The following is a 21,256-nucleotide window of genomic DNA, read 5'->3' as shown; positions in this document are numbered from 1 at the left end:
TCCTCGATTGGCGTCGCGGGCGGCGGCGCCGGCGACTCCAGTCAGATTGCTTACTTGGCCGAGGTGCTCAGCACCTTGCCGCCCTTGCCGTCGATCTCGTTGATCTGCATCGGCATGGTCACGGTGCCGTTCTCGGCAAAGCTCACCTTGCCGCCCACCAGGTCGAAGGTCTTGGTCTCGATGCGTTGCTTCAACAGGTTGTCGCCGGTGATGGGCTGGCCCTTCTTGATCAGCTGCTGCGCCAGCAGGCCGAACATGCGCACCGCGTTGTAGTAGTTGGCGATGTAGGCGGTGGGCATCTTGTTGTACTTCTTCTTGTAATCGTCCACGAAGCGCTTGGTTACCGGATCCTGCGAGTTCCAGTCGATGTTCTGCGAGGTGTACATCGAGCCGACGGCTTCAGGCTGGGCGTTGATTTCCGGAATCGAGAACGCGGTGTAGCTGGCGAAGGGCTGCTTGATGCCGTTGTCGCGGAACTGCTTGACGATCTGCGACTGCTGCGAGCCGTAGGAGGCGACGTAGATCACATCCGGGTTGGCCGAGCGCACGCGCGCGGCGATGCCGCCGAATTGCTGGGCGGTGGCCGGCACCGACAGCGCCTCGAGCAGCTTGCCGCCGGCCGGCGGCAGCGCGCTTTCCAGCTCCTTCTTGATGGCCTGGCCGAGCGGGTCGTCGACGTAGACCAGCACCACGTTCTTCATCTTGCGCTCGCCCACCAGGTAGGGAATGATCGCGCGCACTTCATAGTTGGCCAGCGGGATGATGTTCCAGAAGTACTGGCCCAGCTCGGCCAGGTCGGGGCCGACGCCGCCGCCGTTGACCGCCACCGTCTTCGTGCGGGTGGCGATGGTGGAGATCGCCTTGGACACGCCGGTGAAGGCCGACAGCACATACGGCACCTTCTGCACGTTGACCAGCTTGTTCATGCCGATCACGCCGGCCTGCGGCAGCGCCTGGCTGTCTTCGTACTGGATCGAGAGCTTGCCGCCCAAAAGATTGTCGGCGTTGATGTGCTCGGCCGCCAGGTTGGCGCCGGAGCCGAAGATGTCGCCGTACGAGGCGTTCGGGCCGGACAGCGGGAACAGCGCGCCGATGGTGACGTCGGCCGCGTGGGCGCCGGCGGATGCTGCGACCGAAGCCGCCATGGCGCAGGCCAGCACGCCGATCTTGAAAGCCTTGCTCAACTTGATCATCTTCATCTCCTGTTGTGGTCGGTGCGCCGTGCTTGCGGCGGCCATTTATTCTCGTTGCCGGCAATGGCGCCGGCGATCCCTTCCTGCTTGTGCTTGCTGTGCGTGCAATCGCTGCGATCGCTTCAACGTCCCTTGAAGACGGCGCTACGCTTGTCGCGGAAGGCGGCTGCGCCTTCCTGGTAATCGTCGGTGTAACCCAGCGCGCGCTGGGAGGTGGTTTCCAGATCCAGCTGCTGGCCCAGCGTGTTGTTTGGGGCGGCATAGATGGCCTGCTTGGTCAGCGCCAGCGCGCGCGTGGCCGAGCTCGCCAGTTGCGCCACCAAAGCGGCGCCGGCGGCATCGAATTCGTCGTCCGGCACGCAGCGCCAGATCAGGCCCCAGTCGGCCGCCTGTTGCGCCGGCAGCTTGTCGTTGAGCATGCACAGCGCCAGCGCGCGCGCCGTGCCGATGCGCTGCGGCAGGAACTGCGAGGCGCCGCCGTCGGGCATCAGGCCCAGTTTGGTGAAGCCCTGCACGAAGTAGGCGGACTGCTTGGCGATCACGATGTCGCAGGCCAGCACCAGCGTCGCGCCCACCCCCACGGCCAGGCCGTTCATGGCGCACACCACCGGCGCCGGCAGCGCGCGCAGGCGCAGCACCAACGGCTTGTAGTAACGTTCCAGCGCCGCGCCCATGTCGCGTTTCTGGCCATCCGGCAACGGCTTGCGATCGCTCTGGTCCTGGCCGGCGCAGAAGGCGCGGCCGGTGGCGGTGAGCACCAGCACGCGCAGCGCCGGGTCATGCTCGATGCGTTCGAGGAAGGCCGCTATGGTGTCGTGCATGCCGTCGTTCAGGCTGTTCAGCCGATCCGGCCGGTTCAGCGTGATGGTGGCGACGCCGTCGGCGAAGGTGCACAGGACGTGGGGCTGGTGCATGTCGTCGTTCCCCGTTCAGCCGCGCAGGTGGGCGCTGGCGCGGTCTTCGATCTCGTGCCACAGCTGGTAGGAAATCGGATTTTCCGATTCCTCCAGAATATGGCCGACCAGGCCGATGGCGCGCGCCATCACGCCGAAGCCGCGCACGATCTTCCATGGGAAACCGAACTCGCAGCAGATCGCGCCCAGCGCGCCGGTGGCGTTGATCGGCAGCACCTTGCCGGAGGCGCGCTCGGCTTCCTGCTGGATCAGCTGGATCAGCTGCACGTATTTGCCCGCCATGCCGTTCTCGGCGGCGATGGCGAACAGGCGCGGCGTGCGCGGGTCAATCGGCTTGTGCACCGGATGGCCCAGGCCGGGGATGATCTGCTTGCGTTCGCGGAAGGCGGCCACGGTCTTCATGGCCAGCGCGTGCAGGTCAGGATTGTCTCCCGCACCGTCGAAGGCCTCGTACAGCATCTTCGCCGCCCCCTCGGTGGTGCCGACGAACACCGTGCCCAGGCCGCACAGGCCGGCCGCCACCGCCGCCTGCAGCGACTCCGGCGCGCCGGCGTAGGTCATGCGTGCGGCGATCGCGCTGGGGGTGATGCCGTGCTCGACCAGCGTGATCAGCACCGCATTGAACATGCGCGACTGCTCGGGCGTGGCGGTCTTGCCGGTCAGTTGCAGGTAGGCGAAGTCGCCCAGGTTCATCTTGCCCAGGATCTCGTCGGGCAGGCTTTTGCCGCGCACCACAATGCGGTCGGGAGTGCTGAAGGCGATGTCGGAGCGGATCTCCGCGGTCTTGGTGGTCATGGCTGTCTCCGTGTTTGGGTTCGGTGCGCTTCAGGCGCTGGCCTGAGCGGCGTTGACGGTAATTTCGGCGGCGCCGTTGGCGAGCACCACTACATTGCGTTCGATCGCGCGCGCCTGGAACTGGATGTGCTCGCCGTCCCGCCAGATCTCGGTGCGGATGGTTTCGCCCGGATACACCGGCGCTGAGAAGCGCGTGGCCAGCGCGCGCAGGCGCGAGGCGTCGTAGTCGCAGCAGCTGCGCACCAGTGCGTGACAGGCCACGCCGTAGGTCGCCAGCCCATGCAGGATGGGCGAGGGGAAGCCGGCGCGGCGCGCGGTCTCGGGGTCGGCGTGCAGCGGGTTGCGGTCGGCAGAGAGGCGATACACCAGCGCGGCTTCGGCGCGCGTGGGCAGTTCGCACACCAGGTCGGGCTCGCGCTGCGGCACCGGCGGCATGGCCGGCGGCGTGTCGTCGCTGGGCTGGCCCTGTTCGGCAAAGCCGCCGTCGCCGCGGCAGAAGCTGGTTTGCTCGACGGTCGCCAGCAGTTCGCCGGCGGCGTCGCGCAATTCGCGTTCGACGATCAGCAGTGCGCCCTTGTCGCGCCCCTTGTCGATTACCGCCTTCACGCGCGACACGCCGGTGACGATACCTGCCACCGGCAGCGGCCGGTGCAGGCGCAGGCGCTGCTCGCCGTGCACCACCTTCAACAGATCCACCCCGGCCTCCGGCGCACCCATCCACAACCCGGGGTGGCACAGGATCACCGCCATGCTGGGCATGGCCTGCAGATCCCGTTCGTAGACGAAGTGCAGCGCGCCGGCGCCGTCATCGCTGGCGGCCGCCGCGCCCACGCCGATGCCCAGCGCGTACAGCATGCTGTCCTTTTCGTCGTAGGCGTGCTGCAGCGGCGGGAAGCGCCAGTTCTTCAGCTTGTGGTAATCGATGGCCATGGCGTCGTCCGCTTACACCGGGTCCCACTGGAACACGTCAGCCGAGCGGTCCAGCGGCACAAAGCTGGCCTTGAGCGCAGGCATCGCATGCTCGGCCACGGTCTGCGGAGTCCAGCCGTGATCGCGATGGATGGAGCGCAACGGGCGCGGCTGGCTCATCAGGAAGATCTCGTTGTTGCGCACCGTGAAGACCTGGCCATTGACCTCGGCTGCGGCATCGCTGGCGAGATACACCGCCAGCGGCGCGATCTTGTCCGGCGTCATCTGCTTGATCTTGTCCACCCGCGCCTGCTGTTCCTCGTTCTTCACCGGGATTGAACTGATCATGCGGCTCCAGGCGAAGGGCGCGATGCAGTTGGAGCGCACGTTGAATTTCTGCATGTCCAGCGCGATCGACTTCGACAGTGCGGTCAGGCCCAGCTTGGCCGCCGAGTAATTGGCCTGGCCCAGGTTGCCGATCAGGCCGGAGGTGGAGGTCATGTGCACCAGGCTGCCCGAGTTCTGTTCCCGGAAGTGCAGCGCCGCGGCGCGGCTGACGTTGTAGGCGCCGTACAGGTGCACCTTCAGCACGGCATCCCACTCGTCGCCGCTCATCTTGTGGAACAGCGCGTCGCGCAGGATGCCGGCGTTGTTGACCACGGCGTCGATGCGACCGAAGGTCTGCACCGCCTGCTCGACGATACGCTCGGCGCCGGCGGCGTCGGCCACGCTGTCGGTGTTGGGCGCGGCGCGCCCGCCCAATGCCTTGATCTCGTCGACCACCTGCTGGGCCGGCCCGGCGCTGCCGCCTTCGCCGGCAAGCGAGGCGCCGATGTCGTTGACCACCACGGCTGCACCCTGGCGCGCCATCGCCAGCGCGATCTCGCGCCCGATGCCGCCGCCCGATCCGGTGACGATGACGACCTTGCCGTCCAGCATGCGTTCATTGCTCATGACTCTTTCCCTGTTCTGAAACATCGGTGAAGCGGCAGGCAAATGGTGCGGGCGAAGCTGCGCCCCGCGAGGTATCCGCGTGCTCGTTTCGGTTGGCTGTTGATGGCGGCGTGCCGGCTTGGCGCCGGCGTTATAGGTTTGTCGCCGTCGTCGCCATCGCGCCGCAGGGCGGGCGATGGTCGGCGTGTCTCTCTTGCTTGGTTCTGGGTGTTCTTCCGGTATGCCGCGTCCTGTCGACGGACGCTTCCGGTGCTGCGTTGACCGTATAGTCTGGAAGCCGGGAAGGGGTGTCAAGCAGGCTTTTGCGGCTGTTCCGTATATCGGAATCGTGGAATGTCTTTCAAATCGTGTCGCCGCAGCTCGCAGCGTTGCACGGCTGCATCTTGCAGTGCGCAACAAAATAATCTGTCGGGTCGCTGATGCGATGAAGCAGGCCATGTGCGCGGAGCAGCGACTGCATATGCCGCCCGGAAATCCGCTGGCGCGGCGCAGCATACGGCGTTCGCTGTTCAAAACACGATTGAAAATTTCAAAGTACGGAACATAAAATATTCATCGGTTGACCCTGCCGCGCAGGCTGTCGCATGGTGTCGTCAAGAGACAGGAGCAACAGGCAGGAGCAGCACAAGGCGCTTGCCCGATCGCCGCGCGGTGAATGACCGGCGCGGCCGGGCGTGAAGATATCGATGCGCATCCACGACGATGCGCCGCAAGGAGACCCAGTGAATTTCGCCATCGCGTTTGCGCCGCTTCGCCCGCCGCCGGGAGACCGCACTTGAAGGCGGCCGCAGCCGGCCCGGCGCGTCGTCGCCGCGACGTGCGCAAGGATGTGCGCATCGTCCTGCGCGCACCCAATCCGCCCGAGTTTCGCGGCGACGCCGCGGCGCAGGGCATCATCAAGCCCATCGAGCGCGGCTTCGCCGTGCTCGATGCCTTCCTCGGCGAGGCCGAGTGGCTGGCCAACCAGGACATCGCCCTGCGCACCGGCCTGCCCAAGGCCACCGTCTCGCGCCTGGCGCAGACGCTCACCGCGCTGGGCTACCTCACCTACAGCGAACAGCGCCGCAAGTACCGCCTTGCGGTGGCGGTGCTGACTTTGGGATTCGCCGCCATGGTCGATACCGACGTGGTGCTGCAGGCGCGCCCACTGATGCAGAAGCTGGCCGACGACAACGGCGTGTTCGTGGCGCTGGCCGGGCGCGACGGGCTGGACATGGTGTTCTTCGAAAACTGCCACAGCGCCTCCAACGCCGCCACCGTCGGCCTGGGCGTGGGCGAGCACATGCCGATGGCATCTTCGCCGGTAGGCTGGGCGCTGCTGGCCTGCCTGCACGAGAACGAGCGCGGTTATCTGCTGGACCATATGCGGCCCTATCACAAGCGCGACGACTGGATGGCGGTGCGCCAGAAACTGACCGAGGCCGAGGCGCAGATCGCCGAGAAGTCGTATTGCGTGTCCACCGGCGACTGGGGGCCGGATATCACCGTCGTCGCCACTCCCTTGCAGCTGGCCGATCGCCTGCCCATGGTGCTGCTGTGCGCCGGTCAGTCGCGCACGCTCACCAAGGCGCGCGTGGAGCAGCGCGCCGGACCGCAACTGCTGGCCATGGGGCGACAGCTGCAGAAGATGGAGGCGCAACGTGCGCCGGGTTGAGGCCGCCCGTGCCCGCGTGGCCGATGCGACCTTGCCCGACGTGGTGCGCGAGGACGCCGCCGGCGAAGCTTCGGCCGGCACCCACACGCTGGAGCGCGCGCTGTTGCTGCTGAAGGTATTCCACGGCGGCGCCAAGCCGTTGACCCATGCCGAGCTGGTGCGCCGCACCGGCTACTCCAAGGCCTCGGTGTCGCGCCTGACGGCGACGCTGGTGGCGCTGGGCTATCTCGACCGCGCCCCGGACGGCGTGCGTGTGCAGATCGGCGTGCGCGGCCTGCGGTTGGGGCACAAGTACCTGGCCAACAGCCCGGCTCCGCGCGTGGCGCGCGAGATCATGCAGGACTTCGCCGACCGCTTCGACATGTCGGTCGGCCTGGCCGTGGCCGACCAGCTCGACATGGTCTACATCCAGTACTGCAACGGCAGCAAGATCGCCACGTTGCGCCTGGGCGTGGGACGCACCGTGCCCATGGCGCTCAGCTCGATCGGGCGCGCGTATGTCTGGTCGCAGCCGCCCGAACAGCGCCAGCGCCTGCTGTTTGGCATCTGGAAGAAGAGCGGTGAGCATGGGCCGCAGGTGGTGGCCAGGATGGAGCGCGCCTTCGGCGACCTCGATACCCACGGCTATTGCCTGGCCGCCGGTGAATACCAGCGCGACACCTTCGCCATTAGCGTGCCGCTGGCGTTGGGCAATCCGCCGCTATCGATGGGCCTGAACTGCAGCGCGGTGGGGCCGTTGCCGGATCGCGTGATGATCCGCGATGAGCTGGCGCCGGCGCTGATGAAGACCGCGCGCCTGTTGACCCTCGAATGCGAAGGCATCGACAGCAGCCTGTTCTGATTTCCCCTATCCTTGATCTGGCGACGCGGGCTCCTGTCGAGCTTGCGGTCGCTGCGCTTTCGCGCGTTAATGCGGGGCAAGTACGCAGCGGGCGGCGCGGACATGACCGCCCTGGCGTGGCGCGGTAGCTTGCCTGATAACAATAAAATAGTATTAATTCGACAACAAGTCTGTGATTTTTGTCCTGACCCTCAATAATATTGTCAATAAGTCAATATAATTCGCTTCGTAAAAAATAGATAGAATTCGGTATTTCCGCAGTAGTTTTTACTGGGAAACACTTCCGGATTTTGCTGATTTTTCGTTCAGATCAGGAATTTCCGGATTTTCGCCCCGGCTCATCAATGGTCTGATGCGGAAATCGTTGTCGATCAACTAATGAATAAGGAGGGGGCGTGGCGGGAAGCGCTCAACAGGGATCTGCTTGGCTGCGGATGGTGAAGGCGAGTGCGCGCGGCTTGCGCGTGCTGCTGTGGGGGCTGGCCGCAGGCGGCGCCGCGCTGTTGAGCGGCTCGGCGCCGGCGCAGACCTCGCCGGCCGCACCGGCGGCGGACGCGCCCGCTTCAGTCGCTTTCTATTACGGTCCCAATCCCCCGCTGGCCGACCTGCAGGCTTTCGACGTGGCGGTGGTCGAGCCCGAGTTCGTCAGCCATCCCGCCGTGCGCACCCGCGCCGCCGCCGACGGCGTGCACCAACTGTTCGCGTATGTCTCGTTGGGCGAGGTGCAGCCCTCGCGTCCCTATTACAAGCAACTGCCGTCTGGCCTGCTGCGCGGCGACAATGCCGCCTGGGGCAGCCGTGTGATCGACCAGGCCGCGCCGGGTTGGCGCGACTTCTTCCTCGACAAGATCATCGCCCCGCTGTGGGCCCAGGGCTGGCGCGGTTTCTTCCTCGACACGCTGGACTCCTACCAGCTGTTCGCCAAGACCGACGCCGAACGCGCGCGCCAGACCGCCGCCATGGTGGAGACGCTGCGCGAGTTCAAGCGCCGTTATCCCGAGGCCAAATTGTTCCTCAACCGCGGCTTCGAGCTGCTGCCGGAGATCGCGCCGCTGACCTATGCCGTGGCCGCCGAGTCACTGTATCGCGGCTATGACGCCGGTCGCCGCAGCTACGGCCCGGTGCCGGAAAACGACCGCGCCTGGCTCTTGGGCCAGATGGAAACCGTGCGCGACAAATACCACCTGCCGGTGATCTCGATCGACTACGTTGATCCGCAACAGCCGGGCGCGCGCGATCTGGCGCGCGAGACCGCGAAGAAGATTTCCACGCACGGCTTCATCCCCTGGGTGGCCGACGGCTCGCTGATGTCGATCGGCGTCTCCAGCGTCGAGCTGGTGCCGCGCAACGTGCTGGTGCTGCTCGACTTGGCCGAGGGCGACGACCTGCACACCAGCGAGGCGCAGCGCTTCCTGGGCATCCAGATGAATCACCTGGGCCTGCGCTACGAGTTCCGCGAGGTCGGCCGCCAGGGCCTGCCCACCGAACCGCTGGCCGGGCGCTATGCCGGCGTGGTGACCTGGTTTCGCAGCGGCATCGACCATCAGCGCCTGGGACCGTGGATCAACGCGCGCATCAAGGAAGGCGTGCCGGTGGCGATCTTCAACGCCTTCGGCTTCCAGATGACCAAGATCACCGCCGGCATGCTGGGCCTGACCAGCTTCTCGGCGCCGGCGCCGGACAAGCTGAGCGTGACCGAAGCCGATGCCGAGCTGATGGGCTTCGAGACCAAGCCGCGCGTGGACCGCACCCAGCTGGAATACGTGCGCTTGACCGACCCCAACGCCAAGTCCTTGCTACGCATGAAGGACAACCGCAACAACACCTATGACGCCGCCGCGATCACGCCCTGGGGCGGTTTTGCGCTGGCGCCGTTCGCCACCACCACGCTGCCGGTGCTGGATCCGCCGCGCTGGGTGCTGCAGCCGCTGAGCTTCCTGAAGCGCGCGCTGCGCCTGCCGGACATCCCGGTGCCCGACGTCACCACCGAAGGCGGCCGCCGCATCATGATGAGTCACCTGGACGGCGACGGTTTCCCCTCCAAGGCGGAATACCCCGGCTCGCCGTTCGCGGTGGAAGTCCTGCAGCGCGAGATCTGGGACAAGTACCGTTTCCCCGTCACCGTCTCGGTGGTGGAGGGGGAGCTGAGCCCGCAGGGCGTCTATCCCAAGCTGTCGGCACAGACCACCGCGCTGGCGCGCAAGATGTATACCTTGCCTTACATCGAGCCGGCCAGCCATTCGTTCTCGCACCCGTTCAGCTGGGCCGACGCCATGCACGGCACCAGCCGCGCCGACATCACGCAGATGGACGGCGACGCCTCGCACACGCTGGAGATCCCGAACTACAAGTTCAACCTGCAGCGTGAGATCAAGGGCTCGATGGACTACATCAACAACACCCTGCTGCCGCCGGGCAAGAAGGCCGAGATCTTCCTGTGGACCGGCAACTGCGTACCGCCGCCCGAGGCGATTGCCCAGGTGTACCTGGACGGTTACCTGAACATGAACGGCGGCGACACCATGATCACCAACAGCCGCAAGAGCTGGACCGACATCGCCGCCCAGGGCGTGCGCAAGGAAGGCTGGTACCAGGTGTTCGCGCCCAACCAGGACGAGAACGTCTACACCGGCAACTGGACCGGCCCGTTCTACGGCTTCGAGCGCGCCATCGAAAGCTACGAGCTGACCGGCGAGCCGATCCGCTTCAAGGCGGTGGACATCTATTACCATTTCTACGCCGGCACCAAGCCGGCCTCGGTGGCGGCGCTGCACAAGATCCACCGCTGGGCCCAGGTGCAGCCGTTCACGCGCCTGTTCGTGTCGCAGTACATCCGCAAGGTGATCGATTTCGAAAACACCAGCGTGGCGCGCACCGCCGACGGCACCCTGGTCTATCGCACCGGCGCCCACCTGCGTACGCTGCGCATTCCCGACGGCGCGCCCGAGTACGACCTGTCGGCGCCGGGCGTGGCCGGCATCGCCCCGGGCCCGAGCGACCGTTACCTGATCGCTGCCGCCGGCGAAGTGCGCCTGAAGGAACGCGCTGCCGCCGCGCCGCAGGCCGCGCTGCCGATGCTGCTGGAAGCCGGCGGCCAGGTCGGCGACTTCAAGCGCACCGTCAACGGCAACAAGGCCGAGCTCAGCTTCACGCTGGCCGCCAACGGCGCCTCGACTTTCAGCGTGAGCGGCGCCAAGCAATGCAGCGCCAGCGCCGACGGCAAGCCGCTCGCGCGCGGCAGCTCGGCCTCCATCGCCGCCCAGTCGTGGGCCAAGAATTTCACAAGCAAGTCCGCAGTTCACCAATATGACATCGGCACCGCAAACGCCCAACTCGCGACAACAAGGCACCTGGTACTCGTTCAATGCACCTTATGAACGGCTGAGGCTGTTTTCGCCCTGGACGATCGCCGGCTTCGCGCTGGCGGCCGGGACGGTGTTCGCCCTCGTCTATCCCAAGGTCTCGCTGCAACAGCGCCTTGAGGTGGCCAACGCGAGCGGCCGTCCGGACCAGCTGACGATCGAGTACCTCAAGGTCTTCCTCAAGGCGCAGCCCGGCAACGCCTCGCTGCGCGCCGAGCTGGTGCGCCAGATGATCGGCCTGGGCCAATACGCCGAGGCGCGCCAGAACCTGGCCCTGCTGCAGCAGGGCACGGATCCGTCGGCGCGGGTCGACGCCGCCTGGCTGGAATACCGCATCCGCCAGCAGGAGGCCTTTGCGCTGCCCGAGAAGTCACCCGAACGCGCCGTCCAGATCGCGCAACTGCGCGGCCAGCTGCAGCAATTGATGACCTATCCGCTGACCTCGCAGCAATGGCTGCAACTGTCGCAGGACGCGCTGGCCCTGGGCGACACCGAGGCGGCGCACGTCGCCTTCTCGCGCATCCTGGCCGACCAGTCGACCGCCTCCATGCCCAACGCCGATGCGATCCGCATGGGGCGCGAAAGCTTGGGCCTGGGCGACTACCGCAGCAGCGCCGCCTTCTACCTGCTGGCCATGAAGAGCGCCGGTTCGCTGGAGGCACGCCGCGACAACTTCATGACCGCGCTGCGCAACTTGCAGGCCGGCGGCCTGTACCAGGAAGCGCTGGCCGCGGCCGACGCCAACCTGGGCCCGCTGGCCGAGGACAAACAGACCTTGCTGTTCCTGACCAAACTGGCGCAGGCCGCCAACCGTCCGGACGCGGCAGAGCGCTACGTGAAGCAGCTGCTGCAGTTGTCCATGAACTTGCGCGGCACGCCGCTGGCCGGCGCCGGCGAGGGAGCGTACGCCCAGGTGCACTTCCAGAGCATGCGCGACTTCACGCGCTCGCTGCGCCTGACGCAGGCGCTGCTGCATTCGCCGCACGAGCTGCGCCTGCGCATGCGCGACGCCCTGCGTGACGGCCGCATCCTGCGCACGGCTGCCGCCGATGCCAGGCCGGCCGCCGTGATGGCGCGCCCGGCCGGCGACCCCAGCCAGCCCACCGCAGCCGACATGGCCGCCAGCCGCGACATCGCCCGGCTGCCGTTCGACGACGACATCTACACGCTGGCCTTCAACGTCTTCCTGGGCAACCGCAACCTGGTCGACGCGCGCCTGCTGGCGCAGTCGGCGGTGCGGCAAAAGCCCGACAGCGCCGCCTGGCGCAAGCGCCTGGCCGAGGTCAGCGAGTGGAGCGGCGTGCCCGAGCAGGCCACGCCGCAGTGGCTGGCCTACGCCCGCCTGTCCAACGACGAGGCGGCCTGGGACAACGTGCTGCGCATCGCCGAAGGCACCTTCGAGCAAGAGATCGTGGTCGAGGCCCTGCAGCACAAGATGCACGTCGACCCGGGCAACCCCAAGTGGCTCAATCAGCTGGTGGCCCAGTATGAAAACATCGGCCAGGCCGACCGCGCCGCCGCGTTGCTGGAAGCCAGCCTGAAGAAGAGCGCCGGGCGTGGGCAGGCAGTCGCCACCGAGCGCAACGCCGAGATGGATGCGCTGGCCAGGCTGTATTTGCGCATGGGCCGCGATACCGACGCGCTGGCGCTGTTGCGCCAGCAACGCCAGGAGTTCGGCGCCACTGCCGGCAACGCCTTGCTGGCCGCCAACCAGCTCTATCTGAACGGCCACATCGAAGATGCGATGTCCATCCTCAACGACGCCGCCACCGCTGCGCCGGTGGGCAATACCGATTTCTGGCGCGCCTATGCCGAGGTCGCGCGCTTCCTCGAGCACGAGAAAGAGGCGCGCCTGGGCTACGACAAGCTGCTGGCCTCCGACAAGGCGGAGGAGGGCGACATCAGCAACATGATGGGCGTGATCCAGGAGGAGCAACCGCGCGCCGCCGCCGAGCTGGCCGAGTTTGGCTTCCGTCGTACCGGCGTGGCCAACTTCGCGGTGCAGGCGCTGACTTATCGTCAGCGCATCAACGACCTCGACGGCGCGCAAGCCTTCATCGACAGCATTACCCCGCAGCAGAACGCGCTGCTGGAAAAGAACGTGCCCTACCTGACCGTGCGCGCCACCATCAAGCAGCTGCGACGCGACCTGCCCGGCGCGCGCGCCGACATGGCCGCGGCGCTGACGCTGCGCCCGCGTTCGGCCGAAGTGCGCGCCGAGCTGATCTGGGTGCTGATCGCCGGGCGCGACACCGAACTGTTGAAGCGCGCGCTGCAATTGTGGGCCGGCGAGGCCGAGACCCTGCCGCAGCTGTGGGGCCCGTTCGCCGCCGCCAACATGTCGCTGAACCGCCAGGACGTGGCGCTGCACTGGTTCCGCAAGTCCGGCTTCCCGCAGAACGATTACCTCTGGCTGATGAGCTACGCCGAGGCGCTGGACGCCACCGGCCAGCCCGACCTGGCCTGGCGCATCCGCCGCCGCGCGTGGTTCGAGCTGCGCGACCCCAAGGTGTTGCGCAACATCCCGCCCAACCAATTGAAGGAATGGCGCGACCGCCTGGCGGCGCTGTCGCCCTTGTTCATGCAGTCCGACGCCAGCCTGCGCGTGTTGCAGGCGCTGTTGAAGAGCGATGCCACCAGGCTCGTCGCGCCGGCCGACAAGAACCTGCCGCCGGCCGACGGCCCGACCCTGTTGAAGGAAATGGAAGCCGCCGCACGTCGCGACGCCGGCGAGCGCGGCGAGCGCGAAGGCATTGCGGCCCGACTGGACAAGGGGCCCGACGCGCTCTTCGCGCCGACTTCGGAATCCGGCCAGCGTCCGCGCGACGATGCGCGCCTGTCCTCCAGCGTGCGCGAGCTGGCGCTGGCCTACGCCATGAACACCGGCGAGTCCGACCTGGCGCGCGCCTGGCTGGCCACCCGCTTCGCGCGCGAGCTGGACCGCCCGCTGTGGGGCGAGCTGGCGCTGGCCCTGGCGGCGGACGATCGCCAGGGCTTGAACAACATGCTCGACAACCTGGCCGACTGGCTGCCCATGTACGACCGCATCGAAGCGGCGCGCGTGGCCGGCCGAGTGGGCTTGGCGCAGACGCTGGCGTTCGACCAGCTGGACCGCCTGCCGGCCGACGACGAGCTGCACAACCGCCTGACCAACCTGGTCACCGACGAGCCGGCCAAGTTCTCCGCCGGCTATACCTCCAGCCGCGAGTTTCCGCTGGCGACCAAGCGCTACGACGTCACCACCGGCTTTACGCTGACGCCCGGCACCAAGCTGTATTTCAACTACACCGAGCGCCACCAGACGGTAGACGACGCCACGCTGCTGGGCGATGTACCGTCGGTGGACAAGCTGTTCGAGCTGTCGCTGCGCCGGCGCATCGAGGACGGCTTCGTCAGCGTCGGCCTGCAGCATCGCGACGCGATGTCTTCCTTCAACGGCCTGCGTCTGGAGTTTTCCAAGCAACTCACGCCCAAGCTGACCTTGTCCGGCAACGGCGGCTACAACCTGGCCGCCACCGACTCGGCGCTCATGCGCGTGGGCGCCAAACGCTACGGCGGCGAGCTCAACCTGAACCTGCTGCTGAGCCGCACCGAGTACCTGCGCTTCGGCGGCGGGTACCAGCGCTACACGACGCAAGCCGGCACCTCGCTGGGCAGCGGACGCACGCTCAATCTCGAGGCCGGCACACACTTCCGGGTGGAGTATCCCAACCTGACGTTGCGCACCTACGTGAGCGATGCCAAGTTCGTCGACAATGGCGCCTCGGACGATCAGATCGCACGCCTGGTCCCGGCCGGCAATGATCCGACCGGATTCCGCTACATGCCGCTGGATTCGCGCATCTATGGCATCAGCCTGGGCGCCGGCACCGTGGTCGAAAGCAGTTACACCCGCGCCTGGCGCCCGTATGCCGAAATCGGCATGACTCGCACCTCGGATATCGGCTGGGGGCGCAACCTGCGCGCCGGCGCGGCCGGCAGCGTGATCGGCCAGGACGTGCTGTCGATCGCCGTGCAAAGCACCAGCGCCACGCCCAACACGCCGCAGCGCGGTTTCGAACTCAGTGTGCTGTACAAGTGGCTGTATTGATTGCGGCCGGTATTCATTGATCATGCCTTTCGTTTATTTGTCTCAACCCATCGCTAACCAACGGTGACCAACATGAAAAACCAAACCATCTTCAGCCTGTCTCGTCTGCTGCGCCTGGCAGCAGCCGCGGTGCTGGCCGTCGGCCTGGCCGCCTGCACCACCACCGACATCGGTCGCGCGCCGGTGCTGGCTTCCAACGGTCAGTGGGGCCTGCTGCCGTTCGCCAACCACACCGAGACGCCGCAGGCCGGCCTGCGCGCCGAAGCGATCGCCGAGAGCATCCTGCGCGCGCGGGGCGGCGCCAACCTGCGCCACTACCCGGCCACGCTGAACAACGAAACCCTGTTCGAGCCGATGGACCGCAAGCAGATGGATGCCGCCCTGGAATGGGCGCGTTCTGAGAACCTCAGCTACGCGCTGACCGGCACCGTCGATGAGTGGCGCTACAAGGTCGGCATCGACGGCGAGCCGGCCGTGGGCCTGACACTGCAACTGGTCGAAGTCGCCACCGGCAAGGTGGTGTGGTCGGCCGCCGGCGGCAAGAGCGGCTGGAGCCGTGAAGCCTTGTCGGCCGTGGCGCAGAAGCTCTCGCGCACGCTGCTTTCGCCGCTGACCTCGCTGCAGCGTTCGGCGCAGGACGCCGAGCAGGCGACCCCGGCCCCGGCTCCCTGAGCCCTCGTCAGTTCAGGACTGCATCGTGAGCGATATCGAAAGCAAGCCGGCGGCCCAGAGCCCGATCGGCGCACCGCGCCAGCGGCTGGCAGGCAACGCCAAGCCGCTGGTCGGCAAGACCAGGCGCCGCTTGAACTTCTGGTCGAGGGTATTCACCCATTTCGACACCGACAGCGGCTCGCCGCGCAAGGCGGCGCTGCGCATCGTCGAGACCGTGCTCTTCGTGCTGGCGGCGGTGGCGCTGTCGTACTGGATCGCACCGGAAGACCCGTTCGGCATTGCCGCGCAGTTTCCCTGGATCTGGCTGGTGCCGGCGATCCTGGCCATGCGCTACGGCAGCGCGATCGGCGTGATCGCGGTGGCCACCATGCTGGCCGGCTGGTATGTGCTGGTGCACCAGATCCATGCCGATGCCTCGCAGGCGGTGGTGTCGGCGGCAGAAGCCTTTCCGCAGCCTTATTTCCTGGGCGGCCTGATCCTGACCCTGCTGTGCGGACAGTTCGCCGAAGTCTGGAATGCGCGCAGCCGTCGCCTGAAGGCGATCAATGCCTACCTGGATGAGCGCCTGACCATGCTCACCAAGAACCACTTCCTGCTGCGTCTGTCGCACGAGCGGCTGGAGCAGGATCTGCTCTCCAAACCGCTGACGCTGCGTGAATCGCTGGACCGCATGCGCGCGCTGACCCTCACCCAGACCATGCTGGATCCGTCCAAGATCCCGGCGCCGGAGGCCTTCCTGCAGATCCTGGTGCAAAGCTGCCAGGTCGAGGCGGCTGCAGTGCATACCCTGGACGCGCAGGGCAATGTGGTCGCCCAGCCGGTGGCTGCGGTGGGCAAGATGCCTGAATTCGCGGGCGACGATCCGCTGGTGAAATACGCGCTGCAACAGCGCAAGCTGGCGCACGTGCAGACCGAGAGCGTGAACCAGGCGCTGCGCAACCAGAGCCGCTATCTGGTGGTCGCGCCGCTGGAGAATTTCGAGGGCAAGCTGTTCGGCCTGCTGCTGGTGGAGGCGCTGCCGTTCGTGGCGCTCAACGAAGACACGCTGCAGCTGATGTCGGTGCTGATCGATTACTACGCCGACGGCATCGAAGTGGGCGCGACCTCGCGCGCCATCCTGCAGCAGCTGCCGACCTGCCCGCCGGAGCTGGCGGTCGACGTGGTGCGCCTGCATCATTTGAAGCGCAACACCGGTATCGACTCTTCGCTGGTGGCGTTGGTGTTCGGCGACGACGACCTGTCGCGCGACATGTTCGACCAGATCCGACGCCTCAAGCGCGCCGCCGACGTGGTCTGGAGCTACAAGTCCGGCAACCGCAACGTGCTGATGACGCTGCTGCCGCTGTCGGGCGCGGCGGCCGTCGATGGTTATCTGATGCGGGTGGAGACGGTGTCGCACGCGCAGTTCGGCAACAAGTTCCTGTCCAACTATGCCGAGGCGCACACCGCGGCGATCGGCGTGGAAGACCCGGCGCGCCTGCTGCCCAACCTGGTGGAACGCTGTGCTTTATAAATTTACCATCGCCGGTATCTCCTTCGAGGTCGCCTCCATCGGCATGCTGCTGCACGGCGGCGCCGGCAGCATCGGCTTCGCGGCGATCAGCGGCTACCTGGCCTTGCACCTGGCGTCCAGCGCGCTGCTGGCACTGGCCATCGCGTTGCTGGTGCCGCAGCGCTACCGCCATCCGCGCAAGTGGCTGCTGGCGTATCTGTTCTTCTTCAACTTCTTCATGCCGGTGGTGGGACTGCTGTGCGCGGTGGTGGCGCTGGCGGTGGGCATCCTGTGGCCCAAGGACGAAGCGGCGGATCATTTCGACACCACCGAGGCGCCGGAATTCATCACCGTGCGCCGCCGCGAAGGCAGCGGCTTTTCCGGCAACCGCGTGCGCGCGCAGCTGAGCAATCTCGGCACGCCGGTGGACAAGCGCCTCAACGCCCTGGTGGCGATCCAGAGTACGCCCACCCGCGCCAGCGGCGAGTCGCTGCGCAACCTGCTGGCCGACCCGGCCGACGACGTACGCTTACTGGCCTACGGCATCCTGGACGGCAAGGAAAAGAAGATCACCCAGCGCATCGTCGAGCTGCGCGCGCGGCTGGAGTCCGCGCCCGACGACGAGGCGCGCGCCTTGATGCACCGGCAGGTGGCCGAGCTGTACCAGGAACTGATTTACCAGAACCTGGTGCAGGGCGACCTGCTCAACTATTCCTGCGCGCAGATGCGCGAGCACGCCAAGGCGGCGCTGGCGATCAACGAGGAACAGCCCGGCCTGTGGTTCATGCTGGTGCGCCTGGAGCTGATGACAGGCAATGCCGCAGGCTCGGCCGAGGCGCTGCAGAACGCTTCCGAGCACGGCTTCTCGCGCACCCGCCTGCTGCCCTACCTGGCCGAGCTGAGCTACCTGGAGCGCGACTACGAGCAGGTGCGCAAGCTCTTCATCGAGATGGCCTACAACCCCAGCGTCTCCTCCAATCCGCAGTTGCACCGTTTCTGGCGCCATGGCCGGCGCGCCGTCGGCGGCCGCCCGGATCCCAATCGAAGGCCCGCATGAACCAAGTCACCACTTCCACCCAGGCCGCAGCCGATCCTTACGAGCGCCGCGCCGCCGACTGCGACGTCATGCTGCTGCTGGAAGGCACCTTCCCGTATGTGAGCGGCGGCGTGTCGAGCTGGGTCAATCAGATCATTCGCGGCTTTCCCGAGATCCGCTTCGGCCTGTGCTTCATCGGCAGCCGCCCGCAGGACTACGGTTCGCCCAAGTACCAGCTGCCCGACAACGTGGTGCACCTGGAGCGCCATTACATCCACGAGCATCTGGCCGCGCCCAATGTCACGCGCTCGCGCGGCGACGCGGCGGCGTTCGCGCAGATGGACGAGTTGCACACCAAGTTCCGCGACTACGGCCGCGGCGGCGCCAGTCACGAGGCGCTGACCGGCCTGCTGGCCGAGCTGATCCCGCAGATGGCCGACGGCGGCAAGTTGGACCAGGATTCCTTCCTGTTCAGCAAGAAGGCCTGGGATTATCTGGCCGAGCAATACCGCAGCTTCTGCACCGACCCGTCCTTCGTCGACTACTTCTGGACCGTGCGCATCATGCACCTGCCGATCTGGACGCTGGCGCGCGTGGCGCGCAACATGATCCCGGCCAGGTGCTATCACACCATCTCCACCGGTTATGCGGGCTTCCTCGGCAGCCTGATGAAGATGCAGACCGGGCGCCCGCTGATCCTGTCCGAGCACGGCATCTACACCAAGGAACGCAAGATCGACCTGTTCCAGAGCGAGTGGATCCGCGACAACCGCAACGTGTTCGAGAAGGACGCCTCGCAGATCCCGTACTTCCGCGACCTGTGGATCCGCTTCTTCGAGGCGCTGGGCCGCCTGTGCTACCAGGCCTCCAACAATATCGTGGCGCTCTACGAGACCAACCGCCTGCGCCAGGTCAGCGACGGCGCGCCGGCCGAACGCACCATGAACATCCCCAACGGCATCGACCTGCCGCGCCTGTCCAAGCTGCGCGCCCAGCGCAGCGAGAACATCCCGCCGGTGCTGTGCCTGCTGGGGCGGGTGGTGCCGATCAAGGACGTCAAGACCTTCATCCGCGCCATGCGCACCGTGGTGAACCACTATCCGCAAGCCGAAGCCTGGATCGCCGGCCCCGAGGACGAGGACCAGGCCTACGCCGAGGAATGCCACGCGATCGCCGACGGCCTGGGGCTGACCGACAAGGTCAAGTTCCTGGGCTTCCAGAAGATCGATGAACTCATGCCAAAGATCGGCCTGGTGGTGCTTTCCAGCATCAGCGAGGCCTTGCCGCTGGTGCTGCTGGAAGGCTTCGCCGCCGGCGTGCCGGCAGTGGCCACCGACGTCGGATCGTGCCGCCAGCTGATCTTCGGCCTGTCGGACGAAGACAAGGCATTGGGCGCCGCCGGCGACGTGGTCGGCATCGCCGAGCCGCAGGCGCTGGCCAACGCCGCGCTGAAACTGCTGACCGATCCGCAGCGCTGGCGCGAGGCGCAGGCGGCGGGCATCGCGCGGGTGGAGCGTTTTTACACGCAGGACATGGTGTTTGGCGCCTATCGCCGCCTGTACGAGGACGCGCTGGCGTTGCCGAGCGCGCCGACCGCGAGCGCGTTGCGTTGCCCAGTGAAGCATTGAGAGGGAAAAGATGGCAGGTATCGGATTCGAACTCCGCAAGATATTGAAGCGCGACAGCCTGCTGTCGCTGATGCAGGCGTATTCGTACGCGGCGCTGATCAGCTCGGGCCCGTGGATCATGTCCATCGTCGGCATCCTGGTGATCGGCTTGCTGAGTTATGCGGTGGTCATGCCCAAGGCCATCATCGTGCAATTCCAGGTGAGCATCACCTATGTGATCTCGCTGTCGCTGATCTTCACCGGCATCTTCCAGCTGGCGTTGACGCGCTTCGCCGCCGATCGCCTGTTCGAGAAGGACAACGAGGCCATCCTGCCGAACTTCCACGCGGTGTCGCTCACCGTCACGGTGGTCGGCGGCGCGCTGGCGCTGCTGGTGGTGCTGTTCCTGTTCCCGCAGCAGAGCGCGCTGTATCGCCTGCTGCTGCTGGCAGCCTTCGTCATCATGTGCAACATCTGGATCGCTACCATCTTCCTGTCCGGCATGCGGCAGTACCAGGCGATCTTCTGGATCTACGCCATCGGCTACACCATCACCGTGCTGGCCGCGCTGGCGCTGCGCAGCTTGGGGCTGGAGGGTTTGATGGGCGGTTTCGTGATCGGCCAGGCGGTGCTGCTGATGGCGATGATGGCGCTGATCCTGCGCAACTTCGGCTCCAACCGTTTTATCTCTTTCGAGTTCTACGACAAGAAGCTGCTGTATCCCTCGCTGATGGCAATCGGTTTTCTCTACAACACCGCGATCTGGGTCGACAAGGCGATGTTCTGGTACACCCCGGAAACCAGCCAGGCCATCATCGGCCCGCTGCGCGCCTCGGTGATCTATGACTTGCCGGTGTTCCTGGCTTACCTCGCAATCATCCCCGGCATGGCGATCTTCCTGCTGCGCATGGAGACCGACTTCGTCGAGGACTACGACGCCTTCTACGACGCCGTGCGCGGCGGCGCTTCGCTGGAGACCATCGAGAAGCATCGCAACGGCATGGTGCAGACGGTGCGCCTGGGCCTGTTCGAGATCATCAAGATCCAGGCCATCGCCACGCTGCTGCTGATCGTGGCCGGCGAGGCCATCCTCAAGTGGCTGGGCATCTCGGCGCTGTATCTGCCGCTGCTGTACATCGACGTGATCGCAGCCAGCATGCAGGTGGTGCTGCTGGGCATCTTGAACGTCTTCTTCTATCTGGACAAGCGCAAGATCGTGCTGGGTTTGTGTGCGATGTTTGTGGTCTTGAACATCGTCTTCACCTGGATCTCGATCACGCTGGGGCCGACTTTCTATGGCTTCGGGTTTGCGTTGGCGGTGTGTCTGGTGGTGTTGGCGGGGTGTGTGCTGTTGTCGCGCAAGCTGGAGATGCTGGAGTATGAGACGTTCATGCTGCAGTGATGCGGTTTGAGTGTTCTTGTTTCTTGTCTTGGGTGTGCCGGATAGACGAGTTATTCACGACATCCACGATATGTCCGATACGTCCGATACGTCCGATATCCGGGCTCAGTTTCCCGTTTAATCCGTCGTCCCTGCGAAAGCAGGAACCCAGCGTCGTTTGTTGCGCTTCACGGGCGCTTGTTGTTGGGAGTGTGGGCAGTCTGGTCTTGCTGCATGCAGATGTACTGGCTTGATTCCTATCTTTCTCCGGTCGGAGGGGAGCGCCGGGGGCGGCCCGGCAGCCGCTCACTTTTCTTGCTCCGCCAAGAAAAGTAAGCAAAAGAAGGGTTGGAGCA

The 21,256-nt window shown here is 66.2% G+C and carries 15 protein-coding genes; 9 read left to right on the top strand and 6 right to left on the bottom strand.

What is annotated here, in order from left to right; translation table 11 throughout:
• Window positions 1-50: 50 nt before the first annotated feature.
• The 5 genes from J8I26_RS20940 to J8I26_RS20920 form a co-directional block, all read right to left on the bottom strand.
• The gene (locus tag J8I26_RS20940) at window positions 51-1,193 is read right to left on the bottom strand and encodes an ABC transporter substrate-binding protein (RefSeq protein ID WP_209609051.1); all 1,143 of its coding nucleotides are present in this window, start codon (window positions 1,191-1,193) and stop codon (window positions 51-53) included.
• Window positions 1,194-1,315: 122 nt separating this feature from the next.
• Entirely contained in the window at window positions 1,316-2,107 is a 792-nt protein-coding gene (locus tag J8I26_RS20935; protein WP_209609050.1) for an enoyl-CoA hydratase-related protein, read from the bottom strand.
• Window positions 2,108-2,122: 15 nt separating this feature from the next.
• Entirely contained in the window at window positions 2,123-2,902 is a 780-nt protein-coding gene (locus tag J8I26_RS20930; protein ID WP_209609049.1) for a citryl-CoA lyase, read from the bottom strand.
• A gap of 30 nt (window positions 2,903-2,932) precedes the next feature.
• Window positions 2,933-3,832 carry a MaoC/PaaZ C-terminal domain-containing protein gene (locus tag J8I26_RS20925; protein WP_209609048.1) on the bottom strand — a complete coding sequence of 300 codons (900 nt, stop codon included), beginning with the start codon at window positions 3,830-3,832 and terminating at the stop codon, window positions 2,933-2,935.
• 12 nt (window positions 3,833-3,844) lie between these two features.
• On the bottom strand, window positions 3,845-4,750 hold the full coding sequence (locus J8I26_RS20920; protein WP_209609099.1) for an SDR family NAD(P)-dependent oxidoreductase: 906 nt from the start codon (window positions 4,748-4,750) through the stop codon (window positions 3,845-3,847).
• 790 nt (window positions 4,751-5,540) lie between these two features.
• Between J8I26_RS20920 and J8I26_RS20915 the strand changes: the two genes are divergently transcribed.
• The 9 genes from J8I26_RS20915 (at window position 5,541) to pelG (ending at window position 20,921) form a co-directional block, all read left to right on the top strand.
• Entirely contained in the window at window positions 5,541-6,419 is an 879-nt protein-coding gene (locus J8I26_RS20915; RefSeq protein WP_245200443.1) for an IclR family transcriptional regulator, read from the top strand.
• Window positions 6,406-7,260 (top strand): helix-turn-helix domain-containing protein, encoded by an 855-nt coding sequence (locus tag J8I26_RS20910; RefSeq protein WP_209609046.1) that lies wholly within the window; start codon window positions 6,406-6,408, stop codon window positions 7,258-7,260. The genes J8I26_RS20915 and J8I26_RS20910 overlap by 14 nt, the downstream gene beginning before the upstream one ends.
• A 434-nt stretch (window positions 7,261-7,694) precedes the next feature.
• Window positions 7,695-10,637, top strand: a complete 2,943-nt coding sequence (locus J8I26_RS20905) for a bifunctional glycoside hydrolase 114/ polysaccharide deacetylase family protein (protein WP_209609045.1) — start codon at window positions 7,695-7,697, stop codon at window positions 10,635-10,637.
• A complete protein-coding gene (locus tag J8I26_RS20900) occupies window positions 10,567-14,712 on the top strand; it encodes a tetratricopeptide repeat protein (RefSeq protein ID WP_245200442.1) in 4,146 nt (1,381 codons plus the stop codon). Before J8I26_RS20905 ends, J8I26_RS20900 begins: the two co-directional genes overlap by 71 nt.
• A 72-nt stretch (window positions 14,713-14,784) precedes the next feature.
• Window positions 14,785-15,384, top strand: a complete 600-nt coding sequence (locus J8I26_RS20895; RefSeq protein WP_209609044.1) for a penicillin-binding protein activator LpoB — start codon at window positions 14,785-14,787, stop codon at window positions 15,382-15,384.
• Between the two features lie 25 nt (window positions 15,385-15,409).
• Window positions 15,410-16,897, top strand: a complete 1,488-nt coding sequence (locus tag J8I26_RS20890; RefSeq protein ID WP_348635352.1) for a PelD GGDEF domain-containing protein — start codon at window positions 15,410-15,412, stop codon at window positions 16,895-16,897.
• The gene (locus J8I26_RS20885) at window positions 16,887-17,933 is read left to right on the top strand and encodes a hypothetical protein (protein WP_209609043.1); all 1,047 of its coding nucleotides are present in this window, start codon (window positions 16,887-16,889) and stop codon (window positions 17,931-17,933) included. The genes J8I26_RS20890 and J8I26_RS20885 overlap by 11 nt, the downstream gene beginning before the upstream one ends.
• Window positions 17,934-18,001: 68 nt before the next feature.
• A complete protein-coding gene (gene pelF / locus J8I26_RS20880; protein ID WP_245200444.1) occupies window positions 18,002-19,540 on the top strand; it encodes a GT4 family glycosyltransferase PelF in 1,539 nt (512 codons plus the stop codon).
• A 10-nt stretch (window positions 19,541-19,550) separates the two neighbouring features.
• Window positions 19,551-20,921 carry an exopolysaccharide Pel transporter PelG gene (pelG, locus tag J8I26_RS20875; RefSeq protein WP_209609041.1) on the top strand — a complete coding sequence of 457 codons (1,371 nt, stop codon included), beginning with the start codon at window positions 19,551-19,553 and terminating at the stop codon, window positions 20,919-20,921.
• Here the strand turns inward: pelG and J8I26_RS20870 are convergent.
• The coding region (locus J8I26_RS20870) for a hypothetical protein (RefSeq protein ID WP_209609040.1) at window positions 20,908-21,256 on the bottom strand (349 nt) is incomplete at its 5' end. The two genes, pelG and J8I26_RS20870, sit on opposite strands and share 14 nt — an antisense overlap.

Source organism: Herbaspirillum sp. LeCh32-8 (assembly GCF_017814915.1).
GTDB lineage: Bacteria > Pseudomonadota > Gammaproteobacteria > Burkholderiales > Burkholderiaceae_D > Herbaspirillum.
This window is presented reverse-complemented; position numbering and strand designations above follow the sequence as displayed.

Coding starts and splice junctions, on each gene's coding strand:
- J8I26_RS20940 (WP_209609051.1), bottom strand. CDS start 1,193: ATGATCAAGTTGAGCAAGGCTTTCAAGATCGGCGTGCTGGCCTGCGCC.
- J8I26_RS20935 (WP_209609050.1), bottom strand. CDS start 2,107: ATGCACCAGCCCCACGTCCTGTGCACCTTCGCCGACGGCGTCGCCACC.
- J8I26_RS20930 (WP_209609049.1), bottom strand. CDS start 2,902: ATGACCACCAAGACCGCGGAGATCCGCTCCGACATCGCCTTCAGCACT.
- J8I26_RS20925 (WP_209609048.1), bottom strand. CDS start 3,832: ATGGCCATCGATTACCACAAGCTGAAGAACTGGCGCTTCCCGCCGCTG.
- J8I26_RS20920 (WP_209609099.1), bottom strand. CDS start 4,750: ATGCTGGACGGCAAGGTCGTCATCGTCACCGGATCGGGCGGCGGCATC.
- J8I26_RS20905 (WP_209609045.1), top strand. CDS start 7,695: ATGGTGAAGGCGAGTGCGCGCGGCTTGCGCGTGCTGCTGTGGGGGCTG.
- J8I26_RS20900 (WP_245200442.1), top strand. CDS start 10,567: ATGACATCGGCACCGCAAACGCCCAACTCGCGACAACAAGGCACCTGG.
- J8I26_RS20895 (WP_209609044.1), top strand. CDS start 14,785: ATGAAAAACCAAACCATCTTCAGCCTGTCTCGTCTGCTGCGCCTGGCA.
- pelF (WP_245200444.1), top strand. CDS start 18,002: ATGCTGCTGCTGGAAGGCACCTTCCCGTATGTGAGCGGCGGCGTGTCG.
- pelG (WP_209609041.1), top strand. CDS start 19,551: ATGGCAGGTATCGGATTCGAACTCCGCAAGATATTGAAGCGCGACAGC.